Source organism: Shewanella oncorhynchi (genome assembly GCF_012584455.1).
Lineage (GTDB): Bacteria > Pseudomonadota > Gammaproteobacteria > Enterobacterales > Shewanellaceae > Shewanella > Shewanella oncorhynchi.
This window is the reverse complement of the sequence record NZ_JABAEB010000006.1, coordinates 224,823-244,413: the sequence shown is the minus strand read 5'-3', so window position 1 is coordinate 244,413 and position 19,591 is coordinate 224,823. Positions and strand designations below refer to the sequence as shown.

At 44.8% G+C, this 19,591-nt stretch carries 18 protein-coding genes and 1 pseudogene; 9 read left to right on the top strand and 10 right to left on the bottom strand.

The features are described from left to right. Positions 1-77: 77 nt before the first annotated feature. Positions 78-395: a N(4)-acetylcytidine aminohydrolase gene (gene yqfB, locus HGO26_RS11860; RefSeq protein ID WP_113940516.1), complete on the bottom strand. Its 318-nt coding sequence runs from the start codon at positions 393-395 to the stop codon at positions 78-80. 338 nt (positions 396-733) lie between these two features. Between yqfB and HGO26_RS11855 the strand changes: the two genes are divergently transcribed. Then, positions 734-931 carry a DUF2986 domain-containing protein gene (locus HGO26_RS11855; RefSeq protein WP_028759693.1) on the top strand — a complete coding sequence of 66 codons (198 nt, stop codon included), beginning with the start codon at positions 734-736 and terminating at the stop codon, positions 929-931. A gap of 243 nt (positions 932-1,174) precedes the next feature. Here HGO26_RS11855 and HGO26_RS11850 read toward each other — a convergent pair whose 3' ends face one another. Further along, positions 1,175-2,716, bottom strand: a complete 1,542-nt coding sequence (locus tag HGO26_RS11850) for an MATE family efflux transporter (protein ID WP_168825371.1) — start codon at positions 2,714-2,716, stop codon at positions 1,175-1,177. A gap of 45 nt (positions 2,717-2,761) precedes the next feature. Further along, positions 2,762-3,619, bottom strand: coding sequence for an ion transporter (locus tag HGO26_RS11845; protein WP_168825370.1), 858 nt, complete (start codon positions 3,617-3,619; stop codon positions 2,762-2,764). A 172-nt stretch (positions 3,620-3,791) separates the two neighbouring features. On the opposite strand from HGO26_RS11845, the gene HGO26_RS11840 reads away from it, so the two are divergent. The 3 genes from HGO26_RS11840 to HGO26_RS11830 all read left to right on the top strand — a co-directional run bounded on the left by HGO26_RS11840 (position 3,792) and on the right by HGO26_RS11830 (position 5,715). After that, a complete protein-coding gene (locus HGO26_RS11840) occupies positions 3,792-4,304 on the top strand; it encodes a L,D-transpeptidase family protein (RefSeq protein WP_028759690.1) in 513 nt (170 codons plus the stop codon). Positions 4,305-4,478: 174 nt separating this feature from the next. Next, on the top strand, positions 4,479-5,162 hold the full coding sequence (locus tag HGO26_RS11835) for a VOC family protein (RefSeq protein WP_168825368.1): 684 nt from the start codon (positions 4,479-4,481) through the stop codon (positions 5,160-5,162). A gap of 292 nt (positions 5,163-5,454) precedes the next feature. Then, positions 5,455-5,715, top strand: coding sequence for a DUF5062 family protein (locus tag HGO26_RS11830; protein WP_006081993.1), 261 nt, complete (start codon positions 5,455-5,457; stop codon positions 5,713-5,715). A gap of 154 nt (positions 5,716-5,869) precedes the next feature. Here HGO26_RS11830 and HGO26_RS11825 read toward each other — a convergent pair whose 3' ends face one another. Further along, entirely contained in the window at positions 5,870-6,808 is a 939-nt protein-coding gene (locus HGO26_RS11825; protein ID WP_425596658.1) for a M23 family metallopeptidase, read from the bottom strand. 298 nt (positions 6,809-7,106) lie between these two features. Next, positions 7,107-7,979: a 6-carboxytetrahydropterin synthase gene (locus HGO26_RS11820; RefSeq protein ID WP_028759687.1), complete on the bottom strand. Its 873-nt coding sequence runs from the start codon at positions 7,977-7,979 to the stop codon at positions 7,107-7,109. A 482-nt stretch (positions 7,980-8,461) separates the two neighbouring features. On the opposite strand from HGO26_RS11820, the gene HGO26_RS11815 reads away from it, so the two are divergent. Continuing rightward, complete coding sequence (locus HGO26_RS11815) at positions 8,462-9,460, top strand: cytochrome-c peroxidase (RefSeq protein WP_028759686.1); 999 nt, start codon at positions 8,462-8,464, stop codon at positions 9,458-9,460. 143 nt (positions 9,461-9,603) lie between these two features. Here the strand turns inward: HGO26_RS11815 and yejK are convergent, their stop codons facing one another. After that, positions 9,604-10,632, bottom strand: a complete 1,029-nt coding sequence (gene yejK / locus HGO26_RS11810; RefSeq protein ID WP_006081997.1) for a nucleoid-associated protein YejK — start codon at positions 10,630-10,632, stop codon at positions 9,604-9,606. Between the two features lie 77 nt (positions 10,633-10,709). Between yejK and HGO26_RS11805 the strand changes: the two genes are divergently transcribed. Beyond that, complete coding sequence (locus HGO26_RS11805; RefSeq protein WP_011847036.1) at positions 10,710-10,928, top strand: YejL family protein; 219 nt, start codon at positions 10,710-10,712, stop codon at positions 10,926-10,928. Positions 10,929-10,994: 66 nt separating this feature from the next. After that, the gene (locus tag HGO26_RS11800; RefSeq protein ID WP_168825366.1) at positions 10,995-12,782 is read left to right on the top strand and encodes a DUF3413 domain-containing protein; all 1,788 of its coding nucleotides are present in this window, start codon (positions 10,995-10,997) and stop codon (positions 12,780-12,782) included. A gap of 263 nt (positions 12,783-13,045) precedes the next feature. Here the strand turns inward: HGO26_RS11800 and HGO26_RS11795 are convergent, their stop codons facing one another. Then, complete coding sequence (locus HGO26_RS11795) at positions 13,046-14,152, bottom strand: NADH:flavin oxidoreductase/NADH oxidase (protein ID WP_168825364.1); 1,107 nt, start codon at positions 14,150-14,152, stop codon at positions 13,046-13,048. A gap of 117 nt (positions 14,153-14,269) precedes the next feature. Here HGO26_RS11795 and HGO26_RS11790 point away from each other — a divergent pair, with 117 nt between their 5' ends. Then, complete coding sequence (locus HGO26_RS11790) at positions 14,270-15,136, top strand: LysR family transcriptional regulator (RefSeq protein WP_168825362.1); 867 nt, start codon at positions 14,270-14,272, stop codon at positions 15,134-15,136. 82 nt (positions 15,137-15,218) lie between these two features. Here the strand turns inward: HGO26_RS11790 and trmY are convergent, their stop codons facing one another. Both trmY and HGO26_RS11780 read right to left on the bottom strand, forming a co-directional pair. Continuing rightward, on the bottom strand, positions 15,219-15,815 hold the full coding sequence (trmY, locus tag HGO26_RS11785) for a tRNA (pseudouridine(54)-N(1))-methyltransferase TrmY (protein WP_168825360.1): 597 nt from the start codon (positions 15,813-15,815) through the stop codon (positions 15,219-15,221). 656 nt (positions 15,816-16,471) lie between these two features. Beyond that, positions 16,472-16,762, bottom strand: a pseudogene (locus HGO26_RS11780) (sensor histidine kinase); the annotation flags it as partial. A 180-nt stretch (positions 16,763-16,942) separates the two neighbouring features. Here HGO26_RS11780 and HGO26_RS11775 point away from each other — a divergent pair. Next, on the top strand, positions 16,943-17,245 hold the full coding sequence (locus tag HGO26_RS11775; RefSeq protein ID WP_425596659.1) for an efflux RND transporter permease subunit: 303 nt from the start codon (positions 16,943-16,945) through the stop codon (positions 17,243-17,245). Positions 17,246-17,738: 493 nt separating this feature from the next. Here the strand turns inward: HGO26_RS11775 and HGO26_RS11770 are convergent, their stop codons facing one another. Further along, on the bottom strand, positions 17,739-19,508 hold the full coding sequence (locus HGO26_RS11770) for a flavocytochrome c (RefSeq protein WP_168825358.1): 1,770 nt from the start codon (positions 19,506-19,508) through the stop codon (positions 17,739-17,741). Positions 19,509-19,591 lie beyond the last annotated feature (83 nt).

The following is a 19,591-nucleotide window of genomic DNA, read 5'->3' as shown; positions in this document are numbered from 1 at the left end:
ACTTAATATGCCATTGAATTTGTAATAAAAAGGCTGCTGTGCGGCCTTTTTTATTTTACGAATTACGCTCTATACTTTTACTGCGGTAAAACCCTAAACTGGATCATAAACAATTGCTCAAGACCGGGATAAATTTCTGCAATCACATCACGTAACTGCGGCAACGTCATATTCTCTTGCTTAGCATGAATGTCTGAGAGCTCAGTTAAGGTCACTGGCACGACATCAATAATATGGATATCACAAAACCAGCGGTCGGTTTCGAAGGTTGAAACGGGAAGCGTTTGACCTGCAATCACATGGGATTCCGTTTCATCACGCAATGTAATGGTTTTAGTGCCACTTAATATATCGTGCTCAAAGCGCTCAAAAAAAGTGATTTTAGTTAATAACACACATCTTCCTCGGCTCAGGATATGAGCAATAAAATAACAGTAGAGTCAATTTTTCAAACTCATAATGCTAGGCAATATAATGGCTTTTGATCCACACTGACAGCCTACACCGCAGAATTTGCAGCATTTGTCGTGTGAAATACTAACAGTACCGTTTGAGTCAAATTGTTATGCTAACGCCATATAGCAAAACTAGTTCCCAAAGAGTGGCCGTTGTTTTCGACAAAATTCAGCAAAACATGGTCAGTTCGCTCAGATTGAGTTAGAATCCCGCCTCAATTGAGCCCTTGGCCTCATATTCCTGCGCGTAGCAGGTGCGAAACGAAATTAGAGACGTCATGAACAAGAAACAAAAGATCATCAAGAAAATAGCTAAACGCGCTAAGGCCAGACTGAATAAAGTCGACCCAGTGACTATCGGCTCACCTGCAAAATCAGGTTACATCTCTAAGGCTGATCGCGCAAAAATGGCGGCATCAGAAGCCGCGACTGAACAAGTCGAAGGCCAACAAGACACGCCAAGTATTGAAGAATAAGCAGTAACGAAGAATAAGAAGCTCAGCAGAATAGTCTTTTAGCGGCGTATTTTGGCATTGTTAGCTTAACTAAATGAAGTGCAAACGCCGTTTCAAACAAAATGCCACAAGCAATCTTGTGGCATTTTGTTTTTCAGCATTCCTATCATTAGCAGCTTTCTGACTGCTCCTCGTTATTAAGAGTTCATTTTTATCTGCGTTCTTGCCCACAGCTTCTACACGGCACAGCTAAGCCACATAACGTCAATTAGGCTTTTTACCCTCGTCTAAATAGGGCAATACGGGCTCATTTTCTTGCTCCTCCGTTAATTGCGCCATCTGCACGCAAGAGGATGAAAGCGGATTGGTCGCACTCGGTAAGTTCTGTGCAACACAATTAGCGATTTCCTCTTCCTCAGTCAGTACGACATTGCGGGGGATAGCATTCGCAGCATCAAGATTAGGCGCAGCTGAAAACTGTGCCTGCGCCGCCACTTTATCCACTAAACGATAGGCAACCCATACACCTAATGTGCCAAACAAAATAGACCCTAAAATTTGCCCAATCAATACACCGTAAACCCCGCCCCAAAGTGCACCAAAATACACAAAGGGCACTGTGCCTAAAGTGGCTTTACCTACGTTAAACAGTGTGGAATATTTGGCCTTGCCAAGGTTATTAAAGGACGCATTCGCCACGAATAAAATCCCCGAAAAGATAAAGAATACTGCGATATAACTGCAGAAAAAGTGAATAAGATCAGCGCTGTCGCCCTTCATATCGAACACACTGACCAAATGTGACTTAAGCATAAACAGCAACAAAGACATTACCAGCACATACACAGTACAAAACTGAATCGCCCGCGTTAAACTCTCACGTACTCGGTCAAACTGACCTGCGCCAAAGTTTTGCCCAACAATAGGTCCAATCGCGCCAGAGAGTGCAAAGATCATCCCAAAGGCCACAGGGATTAAACGCCCCAATACTGCCCAGCCTGCCACATAAGCGTCACCGAAATCGGCGATCGCTCGGGTCACAAAGGCATTTCCGATGGGAGTTGCCACATTGGTTAACATCGCTGGACCTGCAATGGCAAAGATGGGCTTAAGATCGGCGACAAAATGTGCCTTATCAAAATGGCCTAACAACTTATGCTTAACCACCACACCGCGAGCGGCAATCACAAATACCGCCACCCTCGCTAAAACGGATGCCAATGCAGCGCCTTCAATCCCCATGGCGAACATGAAGATAAAAATCGGATCGAGTACTGCATTAACGCCGCCTCCCGCTAAGGTCGACATCATAGATAACTTTGCATCACCCACGGCGCGCAAAGCCCCGCCGAGCGCCATCGCAAGACAGATAAAAGGCAAGGAAGGCACGAGAATATACAAATAGCTCGCAGCAAGCTCTGCCGTATGACCACTCGCGCCGACTAAGGCAACTAGCTCAGGAATAAAGATGGTGACCACTGCCGCCACCAGCACACTGATCAGTGTCGTCACAACCGCGCTATTGAGTAATAAGCGCTTTGCCAACACCACCTCTTTTGCGCCAATCGAGCGAGACACTAAAGCCCCTAATGCAATCGATAAACCAATTCCAATCGATGTGGTAAAAAACGAAATACTCCCCGCATATCCCACAGCCGCCGCGAGTTCATGCTCTCCCAATAGGCTCAGGAAAAAGATATCCAGTAAATCCACGACAAATAAGGCAGAAATCCCTACCGCTGCGGTCGAACTCATCACTAAGATATGGCGTAATATGGGGCCTTCAACAAACTTGGCTTGCGTCATACGTGTCTTTTACCTACAAAAAATAAAAAGTGTTCGCCGAAGTCATCATGAAACGCCTTTATCAACGGGCACATCTAGGCTATCTAGCTCACATCCACAACGACTACAATACATGGCATCAATATCATGACCTGTCTTATGGCATTGATTACACGAGCGTAAATCTCGATGACGCCCTACTTCTTGGGATATCTCGGCGGTTAAAATCCCCGTTGGGATTGCGATAATCGAGTAACCAATTAGCATAGTAAAAGCCGCAATCGCCTGACCTAATCCGGTTTTCGGGGTAATGTCGCCGTAACCGACTGTAGTAATAGTCACAATTGTCCAGTACACAGATTTAGGGATTGAACTGAAACCATTATCAGGCCCTTCAACCACATACATTACTGAACTCAGTACCATAACGATCAAACTGACCGAGAAGAAAAACAAAAAAACCTTACGACTCGACTGCATCATCGCCCTAAGTAGAACATTTCCTTCACTCAAATAACGCAGTAATTTGAGTACGCGGAAAATCCTAAACAGCCTAAGTATCCGGATGACTAAGGTGAAGTTAGCGCCAGGGATCAGCAACGCCAGATAACTTGGCAATACCGATAACAAATCCACTAAACCATAAAAGCTGCGAGCATATAACACAGGATGATTCGCGCAGTACAAACGTAGGCCATATTCAATCGTAAAAATAATGGTAAATACCCATTCCAACACAGAAATAAGCTGGCCGTATTCGCGATGGAATATCTCTACTGTGTCGAGGAACACTAAGCCGACACTCAACACAATACACACCATGAGGGCGATATCAAAATAGCGGCCAGCGGGAGTATCAGTGCCAAAAATAATGGTACGTAATTGACGTTTTAACGGACTTTCGGATTCGATATTCTCAGACATAAAAGCTTTTACTTCCTTGCAACAAACTGACTAACACAGGGATTACAGTATAAATATGCCACGAGTCTGCCATGCAATTGCACCTAGCTCAAAATTATCTACTCACAGTAGGATAAAATTGCGGTATGATGCCGAAAAAAGCCAACAACCTGTGTTTATTTTCGAGGACTTCATGCGCGCCACCCTACTTTCCACATTGACATCTCTCACTGTGACTATCGCGGCTCTCGTTTCACCCGAATTACATGCCTCTGGCATGGGTAAAGTGGATCTGGTGGTGATCACTAAATCCGAATCCAGTATGGCTTTATTACGCGATGGCAAAGTGCTCAAACAATATCGCATCGCCATGGGTGACCTACCCGCTGGACACAAATTAAAGGAAGGCGATCAACGCACACCACAGGGGCGTTATACCCTAGATTATAAAAAGCCTGATAGTGCTTATTATAAATCGATCCATATTTCCTATCCTAATGAAGAGGATAAACTCAGAGCCAAAGCCTTAGGCATTAGACCCGGAGGCATGATCATGATCCACGGCCAAAACCCTAAGTCGTCACTGCCGCCAGAACAAGCCCAGCAATACAACTGGACTGACGGCTGTATCGCGATTACCAACGCCGAAATGGATGAAGTGTGGAAAGTGGTCGATGAAGGAACACCAATTGAGATTTGGCCGTAACCTTAGCCAATATCCAGATGGCAAAATGCCAAATAGATAATTGAACGATATCAAACACGCCCAGCTTAATGGGCGTTTTTATTTAACCATTAAAAGCATGATGTTAGTTGTAATATTCTCAGTCATTTACTTAGGGATAAAAACTAACGCCAATAGAAATGCCTTGGAGTATTTATGCCTAAATTCAACGAGCCTGTTGCGCCGCACAGTGCAAACCTCAGCTATGAGCAATTAATCCAAGGCTGGCCAGCCTTCGAAGCACAAATTTTAGCCTTGCTTGAAACCTTAGACTTAGCAGATAAAGCACTGGTTTGCGACCATGTCGCGCTGCGCGTCAATTCCATCGCCAGTGCCGATGCCCTGCGCGACGCCTTTAGCCGCATAGGTAAAATCATTTCAGACAACATCATCAATGGCCGTACGATTCTAATCATCGAGCTAGACACGCCACTCACACTCGGTCAATTTAGCATTGCCTGCGTCGAGCTTCCCTATCCTAGTGATAAAGTTTATCCACAGGAAGGCTGGGAGCACATAGAATTAGTTATTGATTCTAAAGCCAAAGATTGCGATACCTTGAGCCAAGATTTACTGGTCTTATGTCCAACACTCTGCCCTTTACTCAACCTAGGACTGAGTCCATTGCCGCAATCTGAGCAGACAGCTGAATCAGAGCACTCAAGATTACCAGACTTACCATCCCTTGCTGAGATTAAGGTCAAGATGAGCTCGCCCAAAGGCGATAAAGAACGTTTAGCCAATCCAACTATCGCCTTTAAACGCGGCAATATATGCATTAAAGTGCATCCCCATGGCATAAAAGCGGTCATCGCGAGCGAACAAGTATCTGAATGTTAAGTCAGACTTAAACTCAGGCAGATAAAACTGAGCTTAGATTTTCATCGGCACTTGCCTTAGCTAAAACCTACGACAGTAACTGAGTTAACATCTGAGTTGATGACAATTTAATCAGATTCAATATTCTCGTTATTTTTAGGTCAGTTTTTTGGTGGTTTTGTCAAAAATCGCCAAAATTAAATCTAAAAAACAGCATATTTAGCGTAACTTAGGACATATAACTCGCAGATGCCATCAGGCACAAATTATCGTGTCCAGTAGATGGATGCTATGTGCAAACAGAGGATCGCCAATGAAGCCACACAAGAACGAAGCACAAATATTGAAGTTCGCCATGGAAATCGGCGTGGGCTATGCCAAAAAACGCGGATATGCAGACTTCGACAAAGGCATCTCACCCAAAGACAAAGTGGAATGTATTTACCGTTTATTGGTCACCGACAACTTGATTCAGCCACTGGCCAAAGATAAAGAAGATGGGCCAAACATGAAACACAAACTGATTTTATGGATCACCCGCCAACTGCCAGCTGATCATCCACTGTTGAAGTAATCTTTTTAGGCGACTCGGTTAAAAATAATTATTGGCAAGCGGACATTTGAAGCTAGCCTAGAAAGAAGCCAACTCGCTAAGTGTTCACGATAAGGATCACCATTAAATGGCGCATCATTGCGCCATTTAAGTGAGCCAGAACTGGATATCAAACCTAGCCCTTTTTGGCCGCTTTGTTAGCTTTCTCATTCGCCAGCACTGTTGCCATTGGCGGCACTATGGTCGTAGGGTCGAGGCGCATTTGATACCAGTTCACTCGCCAATCTAAGTGTGGACCATTTGCACGGCCTGTTGCGCCCACCTCTGCCACGGCTTGACCTTGCTTAACCACTTCACCCGCGTTGACGTAAAGCTTACTCAAGTGCAAAAAGCTCGAACTCACGCCATAGCCATGATCGATCACCATAGTCCCGCCCGAATAAAACATGTCAGGCACAGAAAGACTAATAACACCATCGGCAGGGGCGACCACGACAGTGCCGGTTTTCGCCGCCACATCCACCCCAAAGTGTGGATTACCGGGTATATCATTATAAATACGCTGGCTACCGTAAACGCCTGAAATACGCCCCGTCAGAGGCCAAATAAACGCCTGTAAAAATGCAGTTTGCTCGCTAAATGTTGCCCGCGCCGCTTTCACCTGCGCCGTGTCTTTCGCCGCTCTTTCCTGCGCGACAGGATCGGGCTTCATAATCTTCGAGCTAATGCCCTTTACACTTTGAATGTCGTACTCTCGCTTGGTTAAGGTTAAAGGCTTAACCTCAGTCAAACCATCGGGATAAACCAAGGTTAGCTGTTGGCTCAGTTCACCATCGCGATCAAAACCAAAGGCAAAATGGCCGTCAGGCGTGACCTTGATGGCTTCACCATTTAAGCTAATCTGAGTGCCCGCTGGCGCTTGACCCCGCATTAATGCGCCTTGCTCTAACTTACCCTGTAAACTCACCTCAGCTTGTACCTGAGGCGCAATGAGCACTAGGCCCAAAGTGAATAATGCCGATAAGCAGCGCACTGGATTTGAACTTAGGGGGGCTCCACCGTGAGATAAAAATTGCGATACTTTATTTCCCAACATCTTATTATTTTCCAGCATCTTAGTTTCCAATATCCTAGTTTCCAACATCTTCAAAAAATCCTTATCGATGGGCAATAGGGATCAAGACCCACTAAATACATTCATCGCGACACAAAACGCAGCCGAATTCAATCAATGCCACGTTAACCTAACGCACCATAAAAATCGATTCTGCAAACCCACATCCCTGTCGTAATCTCAGTTCAGCCTATGATAAAAACAAACAAAAAAGCCCCGATAATCTATCGAGGCCTATTAAATCCGTGATTAAAAGGTGAATAGTTTAAGTCCATTCACTTATATCAGCTCGTAGTGCCTATCCCTTAACGACGATCGCGCCCTTGCCAACACCTTCAAACGCCACCACTTTAAACTGACTTCCTGGCACTTTAGCGACTAATGTCGTGGCAATATAATCGGCTAACAACTCAACCGTCGTGTCGTGGGGAATTAAATCACAGCATTCCTTTGGCATTGCCAATTGGAAATCCCCTTGGGGGGCTTGGTAATGAAAGCCATAGTGGCTGTCATCGGTTATCCGCGTTTGCGGCGAAAGATTAAGGGTCTTAACTGAAACCAAGTCCTCTTCACTGCCTAAATAAATATCGTGCCAACGTTTGGCCCAATACTCATCCCACTTAGGTGCTGGACTGCCATTTTCATAAACATGAATAGGACTACGATGTCCATGGGCGATACGCTGACAATTACCATCGTGTTTACGTAAACCATGGCTGTAATGGTAATAAGGCGTATCGAGGATTTCGTGTCTTAAGGTGAGCGTGATCCCTTCGACATTCTTAGGTAAAGCTTCGCGCAATGCTTTCTGTAAAAAGGCATTCACGCTGGGAATATCAATCTCTTCGGTCGGCACTAAGGCAAAGGCTTGGGAAGGACAGGCCAAATGAATTTCACCTAACTGACTATCAAAATCCATCCATACTCTATCGCCCTGCTGTTGCCATCGCACACTGCTGCAGGCCGTAGGCACTAATAAACGATGATCGGCCACCGCATCTATGGTTTGCTTGATCGTGCGTTTGACTTTAGCAAAATCGAGCACCATGTTTTGCTCGTCTAATCCGCCCTCTAGCAGAACATCAACAATCCAACTCTCCCCCACCATGCCGCGCTTTGGGCACAAATAGGAAAAATCGATCACAGTTAAATCTTTGACAAACAATTGCATTAACGCTCCTCGGCAGAAAAACAGTCCGCCTATGTAATTTTATAGCACCGCTTGGCGATGGCCGAGCATGCTAACTTGAGGCACTCAACACGAGTTAACTCAACATGAATGGAGATTCTAATCAATTCCGTCTATTGTCGCGACAAATGAATCCACTCAGCCCAATATTTTGTATCAGATGTTTGTATCAGATGTGTGTATCAGGTAGTCGAAAATCCAGCAATTCGACTCATTGCAACCATCAGGTACCGATAGGCAGAAAGCAACAATGCATCGACCTTGTCGATTAACAGATAAAGCCTTAACAGAAATACCACTCAACCTAGCAAAATAACAACGTAAAAACAGCGAATTAGATCGCAAAAGCTTAATCCGCAACAACGATAGACCCAATCGAAACAAAGCATTATCACTCAGCATTATTAACCGCTAGCATCCCTGTTAAACCATACAAAAACCAAGGTTATATAGGGAGAAATAAGATGACCAAACTTACATCTATCGCAATCTTCATCGCAGGTATGTTAGCCAGTACCCATGCTATCAGTGCAGAACCCATCGAAGTCATTACAGCAGCCAAGATCACTGAGCCTGAAAAAGTTGAATTAGGTAAAATGCTGTTCTTCGAACCCAGACTGTCTAAATCTGGCTTTATCTCTTGTAACTCTTGCCATAATTTATCCACTGGTGGTGTCGATGCACTGCCAACGTCTATTGGTCATCATTGGCAGGAAGGCCCAATTAACTCGCCCACAGTGCTTAATGCCGACTTTATGCTGGCTCAATTTTGGGATGGTCGTGCCAGTGATTTGAAAGAACAAGCCGCGGGCCCTATCGCCAACCCGAAAGAGATGGGCTTTACCCATGAACTCGCAACTGAAACTATCGCCTCTATGCCCGCCTACCGAGCGCACTTCGCCAAGGTCTATGGCGATGAAAAAGTCACAATTGACCGTTTAACCGATGCGATTGCCACCTTTGAAAAAACCTTAGTCACCCCTAATAGCCCCTTCGATCAATATCTTCTGGGCAAGCAAGATGCCATCAGCGCAAATGCCAAAGCGGGTTACCAACTCTTCAAGGATAAAGGTTGCGTGAGTTGCCATAACGGCCCCGCTGTCGGTGGAACCATGTATATGAAAATGGGACTCATCAAACCGTTCCACACCAATAACCCAGCAGAAGGTCGTAAGGGCGTCACTGGTAAAGAAGCTGATAAATATGTGTTTAAAGTGCCGACACTACGCAATATTGAGCTCACCTACCCCTACTTCCATGATGGCAGCGTCTGGACCTTGGAAGAAGCGGTGAATACCATGGCAGACATTCAATTAGGGCAAAAACTCTCTGACCAAGAAGTGAAAGAAATGGTCGCCTTCCTTGAGTCCTTAACGGGCGATCAGCCGCAAATCACGCTACCTATTTTGCCACCATCGAATAAAGATACGCCACGTCCTGTGCCATTTAGTTCCAATAACTAACATAGGCAACGAGTCACTGACTAAGAAGTACTCACTTAGCATAGACACTAAGTCAGCGCGACTTAGCACAGCAAAAAGGCCGAGAGTAAAACTCTCGGCCTTTGGTTATTCGTTCGCTTAAAAAACAATGGATGAATTAAGTGCTATTCGCCTTTAAGACGACGATCAAGCTGATCTTTTAAGTTTGCTGGCACACCTTTGATTAAAATCGTGTCCGAGATGGGATCGTAAATCACCCGTTGGCCTAAGTGACCGCCGTCAAAACTTAACGTTACACCGCCACCCGTACCAGAAAACTTCTTCAATTGACGCAGGGTTGATTTGTCGGCCGGAAACTCTTCATCAAGATCATAACTGCCGCCACGGGCAAAATCATAGAAGGAGTCCATGCCTTGATCGGCTAACTCATCGGCCAAGTCTTTGATCTCAATGTCAGCGCCTTCATCGAAACGCTCACTACAGTATTCAAACACTTTATTGCGGCACTGCTGACGCTCGTCTTTCGTCAACTCACTGCTGGCAACAAAATCTTCAACCGCATTCATTAAGGTTTTGTTTTGCGCCTTAGTATTGACGCCTTCTACGCAACCCATAAAGTCGAGGAAAAAGTCGGCGACTTTGCGTCCCGCACGGCCACGGATAAAGGAGATGTACTTGCGAGAATCCTTATCGGCTTGCCACTCAGTTAAATCGATACGCGCCGCGAGTTGGATGTTATTTAAATCCAAATGGTTATTTTGCGACAGTTCCATATCGTCTAATACTGTCATTGACGACTTCGCACTTAATAAAGCCACAAACAAATAATCGCTGGTGATGCTGGTATAGCAAGACATCAACAGGAAACCGCCTTGGCTGAAATCGTATTTCGACAATTCTTCTTGCAGTAATTTACTGGCTTGGCCAGAAAATTCCACAAATCCTAAATCGCCGCCACGGTATTGAGTTAGTGCATTGGCAAAAGCAGGATTGGCCTCACCGTCGTCGCCGTGAATACCAAAATAGCCAAAACCTTTACCGGCCTTTCCCGTATATGTCTGATGCAACTCGTCGAGCATCACCTCGACCGCCTGACCGTTCAGCAGAGGTTGAGGACGCAAACGGCAGCGTAATTGCCCCTGACTGTCCTGAGAAATCTCGTGAATAATTGCGTGTTCGATGTTAATACTCATAAGCCCTGATAGTGATACTGGGATAAATCCGCTATTATATGCCGCTAATCCATTCCAAAGTGAAACATTTTTTGATTATGGCAATCCAATCGAAATACTCAAACACCCAAGTTGAATCATTAATCGCCGAAATATTGGCTGTGTTAGAAAAGCATAAAGCACCGACTGACCTGAGCCTGATGGCATTGGGTAACTGCGTGACTAATCTGCTAGAACGTAAAGTGCCTAGCGAATCGCGCCAAGCCGTGGCCGAACAATTTGCAAAAGCACTCGCACAATCGGTTAAATCCCAGTAAGTTAACTGGGTAATAATCATCAAAAGAATATAAGATACAAGGCCTTTTAGGAATAAGCGGATCACTATGGTCGAGCGAAAAAAGCAAATGAGCCGCGATCGGGTTTCCCGGCTCATCAACTGGGGGCATTGGTTCGCCTTCTTCAATGGCTTATTAGCCATGATAGTCGGCAGCCGATACCTTGGCAGCGTAGGTTATCCAGAAACTTGGTATGGCTGGTTTTATCTGAGCGTCAGCACTATTGGTCAGTTTAGCTTTCTCGCCTTTATCGCCTATTTGATCTGCCTATTTCCACTAACCTTGATATTGCCCTATTCAAAGATATTAAGAGGTGTCGCGGCGGTGATCGCGACCCTAAGTCTTTGTATCTTATTGTACGATACCATTGTTTACGCCGATTACGGCATGCACTTGAGCCCCTTCGCCTTCGATTTAGCTTGGGCGGATCTCAATGCCTTGCTCCGTGGTACTTCTTATATCGTCACCCCGTTGGCCATCATCGCCATTGAACTGACCATGGCCAATTTTTTGTGGAAACGCATAGAGAAGATCCAAAAACTCAATTTAGGCAATAAAGTTATCACCTTAGTGTGTATCTGTTTTATCAGCAGCCACTTGATCCACATTTGGGCCGATGCCGCCGATATCACAGAAATTACCCGTTTCGACGATACTTATCCTTTATCTTATCCCGCGACTGCTCGCTCCTTTATGGAAAGTCACGGTATCGATGGTTCATACCAAGGCGATGACGTCAATCACAGCACCAGTGTACTCAGCTATCCAGAGCAGCCACTCACCTGCCAGGCCGACACGAAAATCAACGTGTTGATGATTACCATCGACAGTTTGCGGGCGGATATGGTCGATGGTAAAAGCATGCCATTCCTACAACAATACACTGAAAATAATCAATCTTTTACCCAGCATTTCAGCGGCGGCAACCAATTTAGAACAGGCATGTTTTCGCTACTCTATGGCCTGCAAGGCAGTTATGGCGATGCGCGAATTTTTAATAGCACCAGTCCTTTACTGACCAGAAGTTTTCAACAAGCAGGCTATGAATTGGGGCTTTTCCTCCCTGAAACCAATCTCAATTTGCGTTCATCACAGGCGATGTTTAATGACTTTAATCCTGTCATAGCCAAAGAAACCAATGGCAGCGCCGATGCCGATTTGCACACAGTGGCCAGTTTTAACGAGTGGCACAGCATCCAACATAAACCTTGGTTGGCGCTCGTTAACTTAAAAGCGCCAGAAAATTTTGATACTCCCGTGGGTTTTCTGGGTATCGAAACAGTGAAAGCCGATACCGACCTTATGCCAGCGCAAAAAGTATTGTTTAATCAATATCGCCAATCTCTGTATTTTGTCGATCAACAACTCAAGGCGATGCTGGCCAATGTGTCCAACGACACCTTAGTGATTATCACTGGGGTCAATGGCAAAATGTTCACCAGCAATAGTGATGAAGCTAATCGCAACCTGTCACCACAGAGTGTCAAAGTGCCATTAGTGATCCACTGGCCGAATACGGGTGCTTCTAAGGTCAAATACCGCACCAGCCATTACGGCATTGCGCCGACTTTAATGACCCACGTGCTAGGTTGCACCAATAACACGACAGATTACAGCGCTGGCCGCAGCCTATTACAACCTGACAAAGAAACGTGGATCTATATAGGTGATAGCCGTATTTTTGCTATCTATCAAGAAGCAGAAGTGACAGTGATTGACCGCCACGGTAAATATCGTATTTACGATGAAAACTATGAACATAGGCTCAATAAAAAAATGAGCGCGCCTGAATTGATTGAAGTGATGCGTGAAGGTCGACGTTTCTATAACCACTGAGCTTCATCATCTTAGTTAAGAAAGCCCCATTCCTACAGGATTGGGGCTTTTTTATTCCCTGGCGACTGGATGAATACGAAATGCACGAAGCTTGGATTTAACTGCGTGGGGGCTGCGTGGCCATTATCTTGAAGCTAGTCTCTTGTAGCTAATCTCTTGTAGCTAGTCTCTTATGATGGACCTTACCTGCCACTAAAGCCAAAAGCCGCTATCGCTAGATAACGGCTTTTTAAGGCTTAGGCTTAAATCAACTCACTCTACAATCAATCGGCTTTAACCGTAGAGTAGCGTGCTAACCAATGGGCGTAGGAAGCAGGTAATACCCAAGATGGGCGCGCAATTTTCAAGGTTTGCGCCGCTTGATATGGCCAATGTGGATTCGCTAAAAACGCTTTACCTATCATCACTAAATCCATTTGTTCATCTTCAATGGCCGCATTGGCTTGATGTGGATCATCCATACCCCAAGAAGTCGCAACGGGGAACCCCACTTCTTGACGAACCCGCGCTGCAATAGGCGCCAAAAATGCAGGACTCCATGGAATATTTGCCGTTGGGGTCGAGAAGCAAATGCTGACGTTTAGCATATCGAGCCCCGCTTGCTTAAATTGCTTCACCAAGGTTATCGATTCCGTCAGTGTTTCTTCATCTTTATGGTCGAATTCAATCACGCCAAATCGCGCCGTTAAGGGTAAATGCGATGGCCAAACGTCTCTTACCGCGGCAATGGTTTCTAACAAAAAGCGCCCCCGCCCTTCGGCACTGCCACCATATTGGTCGGTGCGTTGATTGGCATAGGTTGAAAAGAAACTTTGGGCTAAATAACCGTGGGCGAAATGCAGTTCTAACCATTCAAATCCTGCCGCTAAGGCACGCTTTGCCGCCGCCACAAAGTCGGCTTTAACCCGCTCAATGTCCTCAATCGTCATAGCGGTAGGTACTTTAGGTAAGTTTGCCCCAAATGCGACGGCTGATGGTGCAATCGGTTGCCAACCTCGCGCGTCATCATCGGCAATATGGTCATCCCCTTCCCACGGGATATTGGCACTCGCTTTACGGCCTGCATGACCAATCTGAATACCTGCAACAGCACCCGCATTTTTAATCGCACTAGCCACTTTTGCTAAACCTTGTGCTTGTTCGTCATTCCATAACCCAAGGCATTTGGGGGTAATACGTCCTTCAGGAGAAACCGCTGTGGCTTCAACCACAACAAGACCCGCTCCGCCACGGGCAAGGCTAGTGTAATGCACCTGATGCCAGTCGTTGATGAGTCCATCAGTGGCTTGGTATTGGCACATGGGTGCAACGGCAATACGGTTTTTGAGGGTGATGTCTTTAAGTTTGAAGGATGAAAATAGATCGGCCATGGTGTTTCCTGTGTCTATTAAAATCAAAAGGTATTTGAATACTGAATGACGACAGACTAGTCTTATCGTGCCATAATTAAAAGCACATACAGATTATAGATTTGATAAATTTTACTTATGATAAATCCACAGTGGTTATACACCTTTAGCGTGCTAGTCGAGAAAGGGAATTTCACCCGCACCGCCGAAGCCATAGGTATCACCCAAGCGGCTGTGAGCCAGCATATCAGTCGCTTAGAAGAAACCTACGGCACACTGTTTTTACGCCGCACCCGCCAGCTTGAAATCACCCCCATAGGGGAAAACCTGCTGACCTACGTTAAAGAAGTTGAATGCGCGCAGAAACGCCTACAACAGAAACTTATCCATGATGACGCCAATGCCGGTGATATTAGCCTTATCACTCCAGGTAGCATTGGTTTAACGCTTTTTCCATTATTAATCGAATTACAACAAGCCTTTCCGGCGTTAAGCATTCGCCACCGTTTTGCCCCTGACAATGAGATAGTGGCCTCAGTGTTGGCCAATGAACATGAAATCGGCATGGTAACCTTAAAACCTTCCGATCCTCGTATTCACAGCACACATTTTACCGAAGAGCCGCTTGAACTTGTGGTACCTGCGAGCCATAAACAACATGAATGGGCTGATTTACAACGGCTTGGGTTTATCTCCCATCCCGATGGTGAGGCTATGGCGACTCGGCTGCTTAGCCGTAAATATCCAACTCACCCCGGCATTCAAGAGATCCCCTGCAAGGGATTTACCAACCAAATCAGCCTCATTCTCGAACCTGTCGCAAAAGGGCTAGGATTTACGGTTATACCGCAATACGCCCGAAAAGCCTTTGAACGACAAGAAGATATTTATGTTGTGGAATGTGGCAGCCAAGTTGTAGACACCATTTGGCTTATCCACCGTGCGGAATGGCCCTTGTCACGCAGAGCCCAAAAAGCGATTACATTTTTAAAGGGGAAAATATAAAACCCCATTAAAAAATGGGGCTCGACACACACGTTACCACAGGAATAGTCAGCGTTAGCAACGGATACATAAGAGTCAGAGGCTATTGATTGATATCCAATTCATTATGGATCAATACCACGCACTGGGAAGCAAACAGCATCTTTGGCCCTAGGCTAATCTTTTGCGCGCCGAGTCGTTTCAAGGTATTAAAACTTTTCTTCGGCATAGGAATATGATCGGTCAGCAAAAAGCACGGATTACCCACAAATTCTTGCTCACGGATTGAAGTGCCCTTCTTATCCATCATAAACAATTGATAATCCACCGCGAGGTCCTGCACCAGCTTTTCAAAACTGATGGTACTGACACTGATGCCCTCGTCAACAACACGGGTTTGCTCCTTCGTCATGCCCCGAGAAATATCTAAGGCTTTGGCAATTTTAGTGAGCAAAGCGTGCTCGTGAAAACCACCAATATGGCAAATATTTCGAGTATCGAAGCAGATAGTGCGGGAAAAATCATGGGTACTTTCTAGCACCAAATAAACGACAACATCGTTTCGATGGGACTGAGCCACAAAGATAGTGTTCATCAAGGTATGAGCTAAAATCTCGGTATGCGCCTCTTGGCCGACAGAAGCCAAAAACAACTGACTGTCAGTAGGTGCTGATCTTGCTCGTAAAACAAACGCGCGCATAGGTAAATGTCCTACTCAATAATGTCTTAAATGCTAAATGGCGGATGCATATAATTTGTGAAATTGACGATTTCACCTTAAAAATTTTTGCCTTTGGCTGTACCCAAATCAGCCTAATCACTCGAACTTGAACCTTAGTCGCAAGCAGCGTTAATCATATGGGCAGCGAAAAGATATAAAAAACAAAACCCGTATAGCAATGCTAACACGGGGTTTTGTTTTACTTAACTGCTGGTTATTTTAATGATTAAAACAAACTAACAAAAAGCATCTAATTTGGTCGGTATGAGAAGATTCGAACCTCCGCCCCCTGACACTCTATAACAGTAAACCGTTTAATCATAACCTGCTAAATTTAAACATAAATAATGTAATTTTACACGTTTTAATCACCTCAACAATTTATGTACACTTACACGCAAATGCGATATCAAGGCTACAAGTACAACAAATTGAGCGTATTCAAACAAAATAACATCCCATTAGTTGTAATTAATATCGTATAACAACCAATGGGATCTAGGGAATACCTACAATCCCTGCATTTTCCCGATTCAGCAATGTGCTCTGACGCGGTGGCCATACGTGCAGGAATCACTAAGCACGTCACCGTTCATATAGATAATTCCAGTATCAGGACATAGTTAAGGGGAGCCTTAACTTGCCTTAACAGGCCAAAAAAGAACGAATATTGTTCCTCCATGGCCCGATGGCTGGCAAACCACGTGGCCGCCGTGAGCTTCAGCAATTGTCTTAACCACTGCGAGACCGAGTCCACTGCCACCACTTTTTCGAGAGCGAGACGGATCAACTCGGCGAAATGCCTCGAATATGTAGCTTGCGGCTTCATCAGGAATACCAGGGCCTTCATCTTCTACGGTTAGATAACAACTTGCTCCCACGCTGTAAAGTCTTACAGTCAAAGTGCCAGGATCAGCATGCTGGCGTACATTTTGAACTCGGTCAAGGTCAGATCCAGTGCCTGCTACTGACCGTTACAGATTACGCTAGTCTCGTGACGGTCTAAGTCGATTTGGAACGGGCCGACGCGCAACATTTGGGTATTTATGGGCGTGTCTGTGCGGGCGCGTGGCAGTACCGCCTGCCCCTAGCCACCACCTCGGCCTATCGGCAAAAATGCTATCCTCATTGTCGAGTTCGCCCGCCAACTGCATGCCGAGGGCCATACGCTGATAGACGCTGCAGTGACTGTTGCACGCCTGCGTCTACGGCCAATTCTGATGACCTCACTGGCATTTACTCTCGGAGTGGTACCCTTAATGCTTGCGAGCGGCGCCAGCGCGGAAACTCAGCATGCTATCGGTACTGGCGTATTCGGTGGCATGCTCAGTGGCACCTGGTTGGCAATATTCTTCGTACCGGCGTTTTTTGTCTTTGTCATCAGCACACAAGAGCGCTTGAGAGCCTAGCTTGCGCGGCATAATACTGCCAAATAGTCTCACCCGCTTTGATGCTCTGTAGGAAAGTCTACCAACACAATCCTATTGAGCATTAAAGCTGATCAATATATGTGTAATAATTTTAAACGCTGGAAATGTAGGTTCAGTGATAGTAATCGTTACTGCGTATCCGGCTTAAGGTTCAGACGTTCAAATCTGTAATTGGTTCTCTAAGAAGTGGTGCGATGCTGGACTCGCCTACAGTGTATTATTCGATTCATGGAAAGAGTAAGTACATTTCGCCAATATTCCCGCGCGATCTAAAAAGATGAAGCCATCGAAAAGTGAGCAAAATCCATCGAATCTAATTCTGCCGACAAATAAAAAAGAGAGGCTACATTAGCCTCTCAAAAAATAGCAGGGGAGTACTTTAACTCAAGCAATAATTTTATTGCTAATATTTACGATGAATAAAACTTGAGATGTTGTGAGAGACAATAACGAGTCTCTCACTGATTTAGCGTTACTTTGTATTTAGAGCATGTTTGGCAGCATTTGTCCCTGCGATTTTACCGAAAATCACAGTATCAGCGACAGCGTTACCCCCCAGTCGATTATACCCATGAACACCACCAGTCACCTCTCCCGCCGCAAATAAACCTTTGAGCGGTTGGCTTTGTATATCGAGTACTTCAGCTTTAGTGTCAATGGCAACTCCCCCCATAGTATGATGGATGCCAGGAGCAACTTTTACGGCATAATAAGGAGATTTTTCTATTGATAGCGGCATCTGCTCACGGTTAAATGCCTCATCTTTACCCTGTTTGAAATAATGGTTGTAGTTTGTGATAGTTTTGTCTAAAACACTTGGGGTCATTCCTGTTATTTTTGCAAGCTCTGCAACAGTATTGGCCTTTTCAAGCATTTCTAAATGATCATACCCCTGAACCATTTTAGCTTTTTTATATAATTCATTATCAAATACTAGCCAAGCATATTGTTCAGGCTGTTTTAGAATGGCATCGGAGGCTTTATCTCGAGTCGTTAATTCATTGATAAAGCGATTGCCTTCTTTATTAACCATTATGGCCCCGACACCTCGAACCGTTTCTGAAATTAATATACGGCTATCTTTTCCTACTGTTGGATGTGTCTGGATCCAATCAATATCAGTCATACTTGCACCGACTGCTTTAGCAAGTTCAATACCATCCCCAGTTGAAGTGATATTATTTGAACTTGTCATGCCTTTAAATGTAGGGCGATAAAAAGCAATCATTTCTTTGTTAAACCCATAACCACCGGTGGCTAAAACAACCGACTTAGCTGCAACCATATAGTGACCAGAGTGTTTACCGTGGATGACAACACCCACAATTTTTTGTTCATCATCAACAACCAGTTTAACAACTTTGGAGTTGAGTCTTGTATCAACCCCTTCTTTATCCGATGCTTTTCTTAGTACATCAATAATATGTGGACCAACACTTAAACCACCAGATGGACGATGTGTTCTATCGACTCTAGCGCCGCCAGAGCGTTTTAAATCATCCATATTGGCGCCCAAAGATTCTAACCATTTAATGCCATCAGCCGATTGCTCCGCTAATATTTGTACCAATTTAGGGTCGTTAGCATATCGACCGCCTTTCATTGTATCTTCTACATACCATTCGATTTTATCATCGACCTTATGATCTTTTTGCTGAACTGTACCCACAGCATTATACCCGCCAGCGGCGAGCATAGAGTTACCACCACTAAATGGTGCTTTATCAAGCAATATAACGTTAGCCCCCGCCTTTTTAGCTGCAATCGCAGCATTAAATCCAGCACTACCGGCTCCAACAACAATCACATCCGTTGTTTCTTTAGGACCTGCAGCTATCGCTTTATTTATTGCTTCATTATCCCAACCTTTGTCCCACGGTTCTTTAGATTTTGCTTTATTAAAAGGCATGTCGAGCCCTTTAAATGAATGACATTCATTACAATATAACTTTGGTTGTTCATGTCCTTTATGACAAGACGTACAATTAATATCACCTAAGTGTGAAGAATGTGGGTCAATGTCTAGTTTGGGATTTGCTAGTTTTCCATAATCACCATGGCAGGATTTACATTGTTTATTTTCAAATGTCTCGCTATCGCTCACTTTATTGGGTGCTGTATGGCAGGTTTTACAACCATTAACATCTTTATGGAATGATGCTAAATCATTTTTATTATCAGCAGCCCATGATGACGCCGTTAAAATCGAACAGACAATAATACTCAAGTATTTTATCTTCATGCAATTCTCCAGTTTTTATTTTGGTAAGATTTGGCGTGATGATAGTTTCTTAATTTTTTTAAATAGTGACATTGAGCAATAAA

What these genes read in the sequence shown, in the direction of transcription:
- HGO26_RS11855 (WP_028759693.1), top strand. Translation starts at nt 734, where the DNA reads ATGAACAAGAAACAAAAGATCATCAAGAAAATAGCTAAACGCGCTAAG.
- HGO26_RS11850 (WP_168825371.1), bottom strand. Translation starts at nt 2,716, where the DNA reads ATGACGCAAGCCAAGTTTGTTGAAGGCCCCATATTACGCCATATCTTA.
- HGO26_RS11845 (WP_168825370.1), bottom strand. Translation starts at nt 3,619, where the DNA reads ATGTCTGAGAATATCGAATCCGAAAGTCCGTTAAAACGTCAATTACGT.
- HGO26_RS11840 (WP_028759690.1), top strand. Translation starts at nt 3,792, where the DNA reads ATGCGCGCCACCCTACTTTCCACATTGACATCTCTCACTGTGACTATC.
- HGO26_RS11835 (WP_168825368.1), top strand. Translation starts at nt 4,479, where the DNA reads ATGCCTAAATTCAACGAGCCTGTTGCGCCGCACAGTGCAAACCTCAGC.
- HGO26_RS11830 (WP_006081993.1), top strand. Translation starts at nt 5,455, where the DNA reads ATGAAGCCACACAAGAACGAAGCACAAATATTGAAGTTCGCCATGGAA.
- HGO26_RS11825 (WP_425596658.1), bottom strand. Translation starts at nt 6,808, where the DNA reads ATGCTGGAAAATAATAAGATGTTGGGAAATAAAGTATCGCAATTTTTA.
- HGO26_RS11820 (WP_028759687.1), bottom strand. Translation starts at nt 7,979, where the DNA reads ATGCAATTGTTTGTCAAAGATTTAACTGTGATCGATTTTTCCTATTTG.
- HGO26_RS11815 (WP_028759686.1), top strand. Translation starts at nt 8,462, where the DNA reads ATGACCAAACTTACATCTATCGCAATCTTCATCGCAGGTATGTTAGCC.
- yejK (WP_006081997.1), bottom strand. Translation starts at nt 10,632, where the DNA reads ATGAGTATTAACATCGAACACGCAATTATTCACGAGATTTCTCAGGAC.
- HGO26_RS11805 (WP_011847036.1), top strand. Translation starts at nt 10,710, where the DNA reads ATGGCAATCCAATCGAAATACTCAAACACCCAAGTTGAATCATTAATC.
- HGO26_RS11800 (WP_168825366.1), top strand. Translation starts at nt 10,995, where the DNA reads ATGGTCGAGCGAAAAAAGCAAATGAGCCGCGATCGGGTTTCCCGGCTC.
- HGO26_RS11795 (WP_168825364.1), bottom strand. Translation starts at nt 14,152, where the DNA reads ATGGCCGATCTATTTTCATCCTTCAAACTTAAAGACATCACCCTCAAA.
- HGO26_RS11790 (WP_168825362.1), top strand. Translation starts at nt 14,270, where the DNA reads ATGATAAATCCACAGTGGTTATACACCTTTAGCGTGCTAGTCGAGAAA.
- trmY (WP_168825360.1), bottom strand. Translation starts at nt 15,815, where the DNA reads ATGCGCGCGTTTGTTTTACGAGCAAGATCAGCACCTACTGACAGTCAG.
- HGO26_RS11770 (WP_168825358.1), bottom strand. Translation starts at nt 19,508, where the DNA reads ATGAAGATAAAATACTTGAGTATTATTGTCTGTTCGATTTTAACGGCG.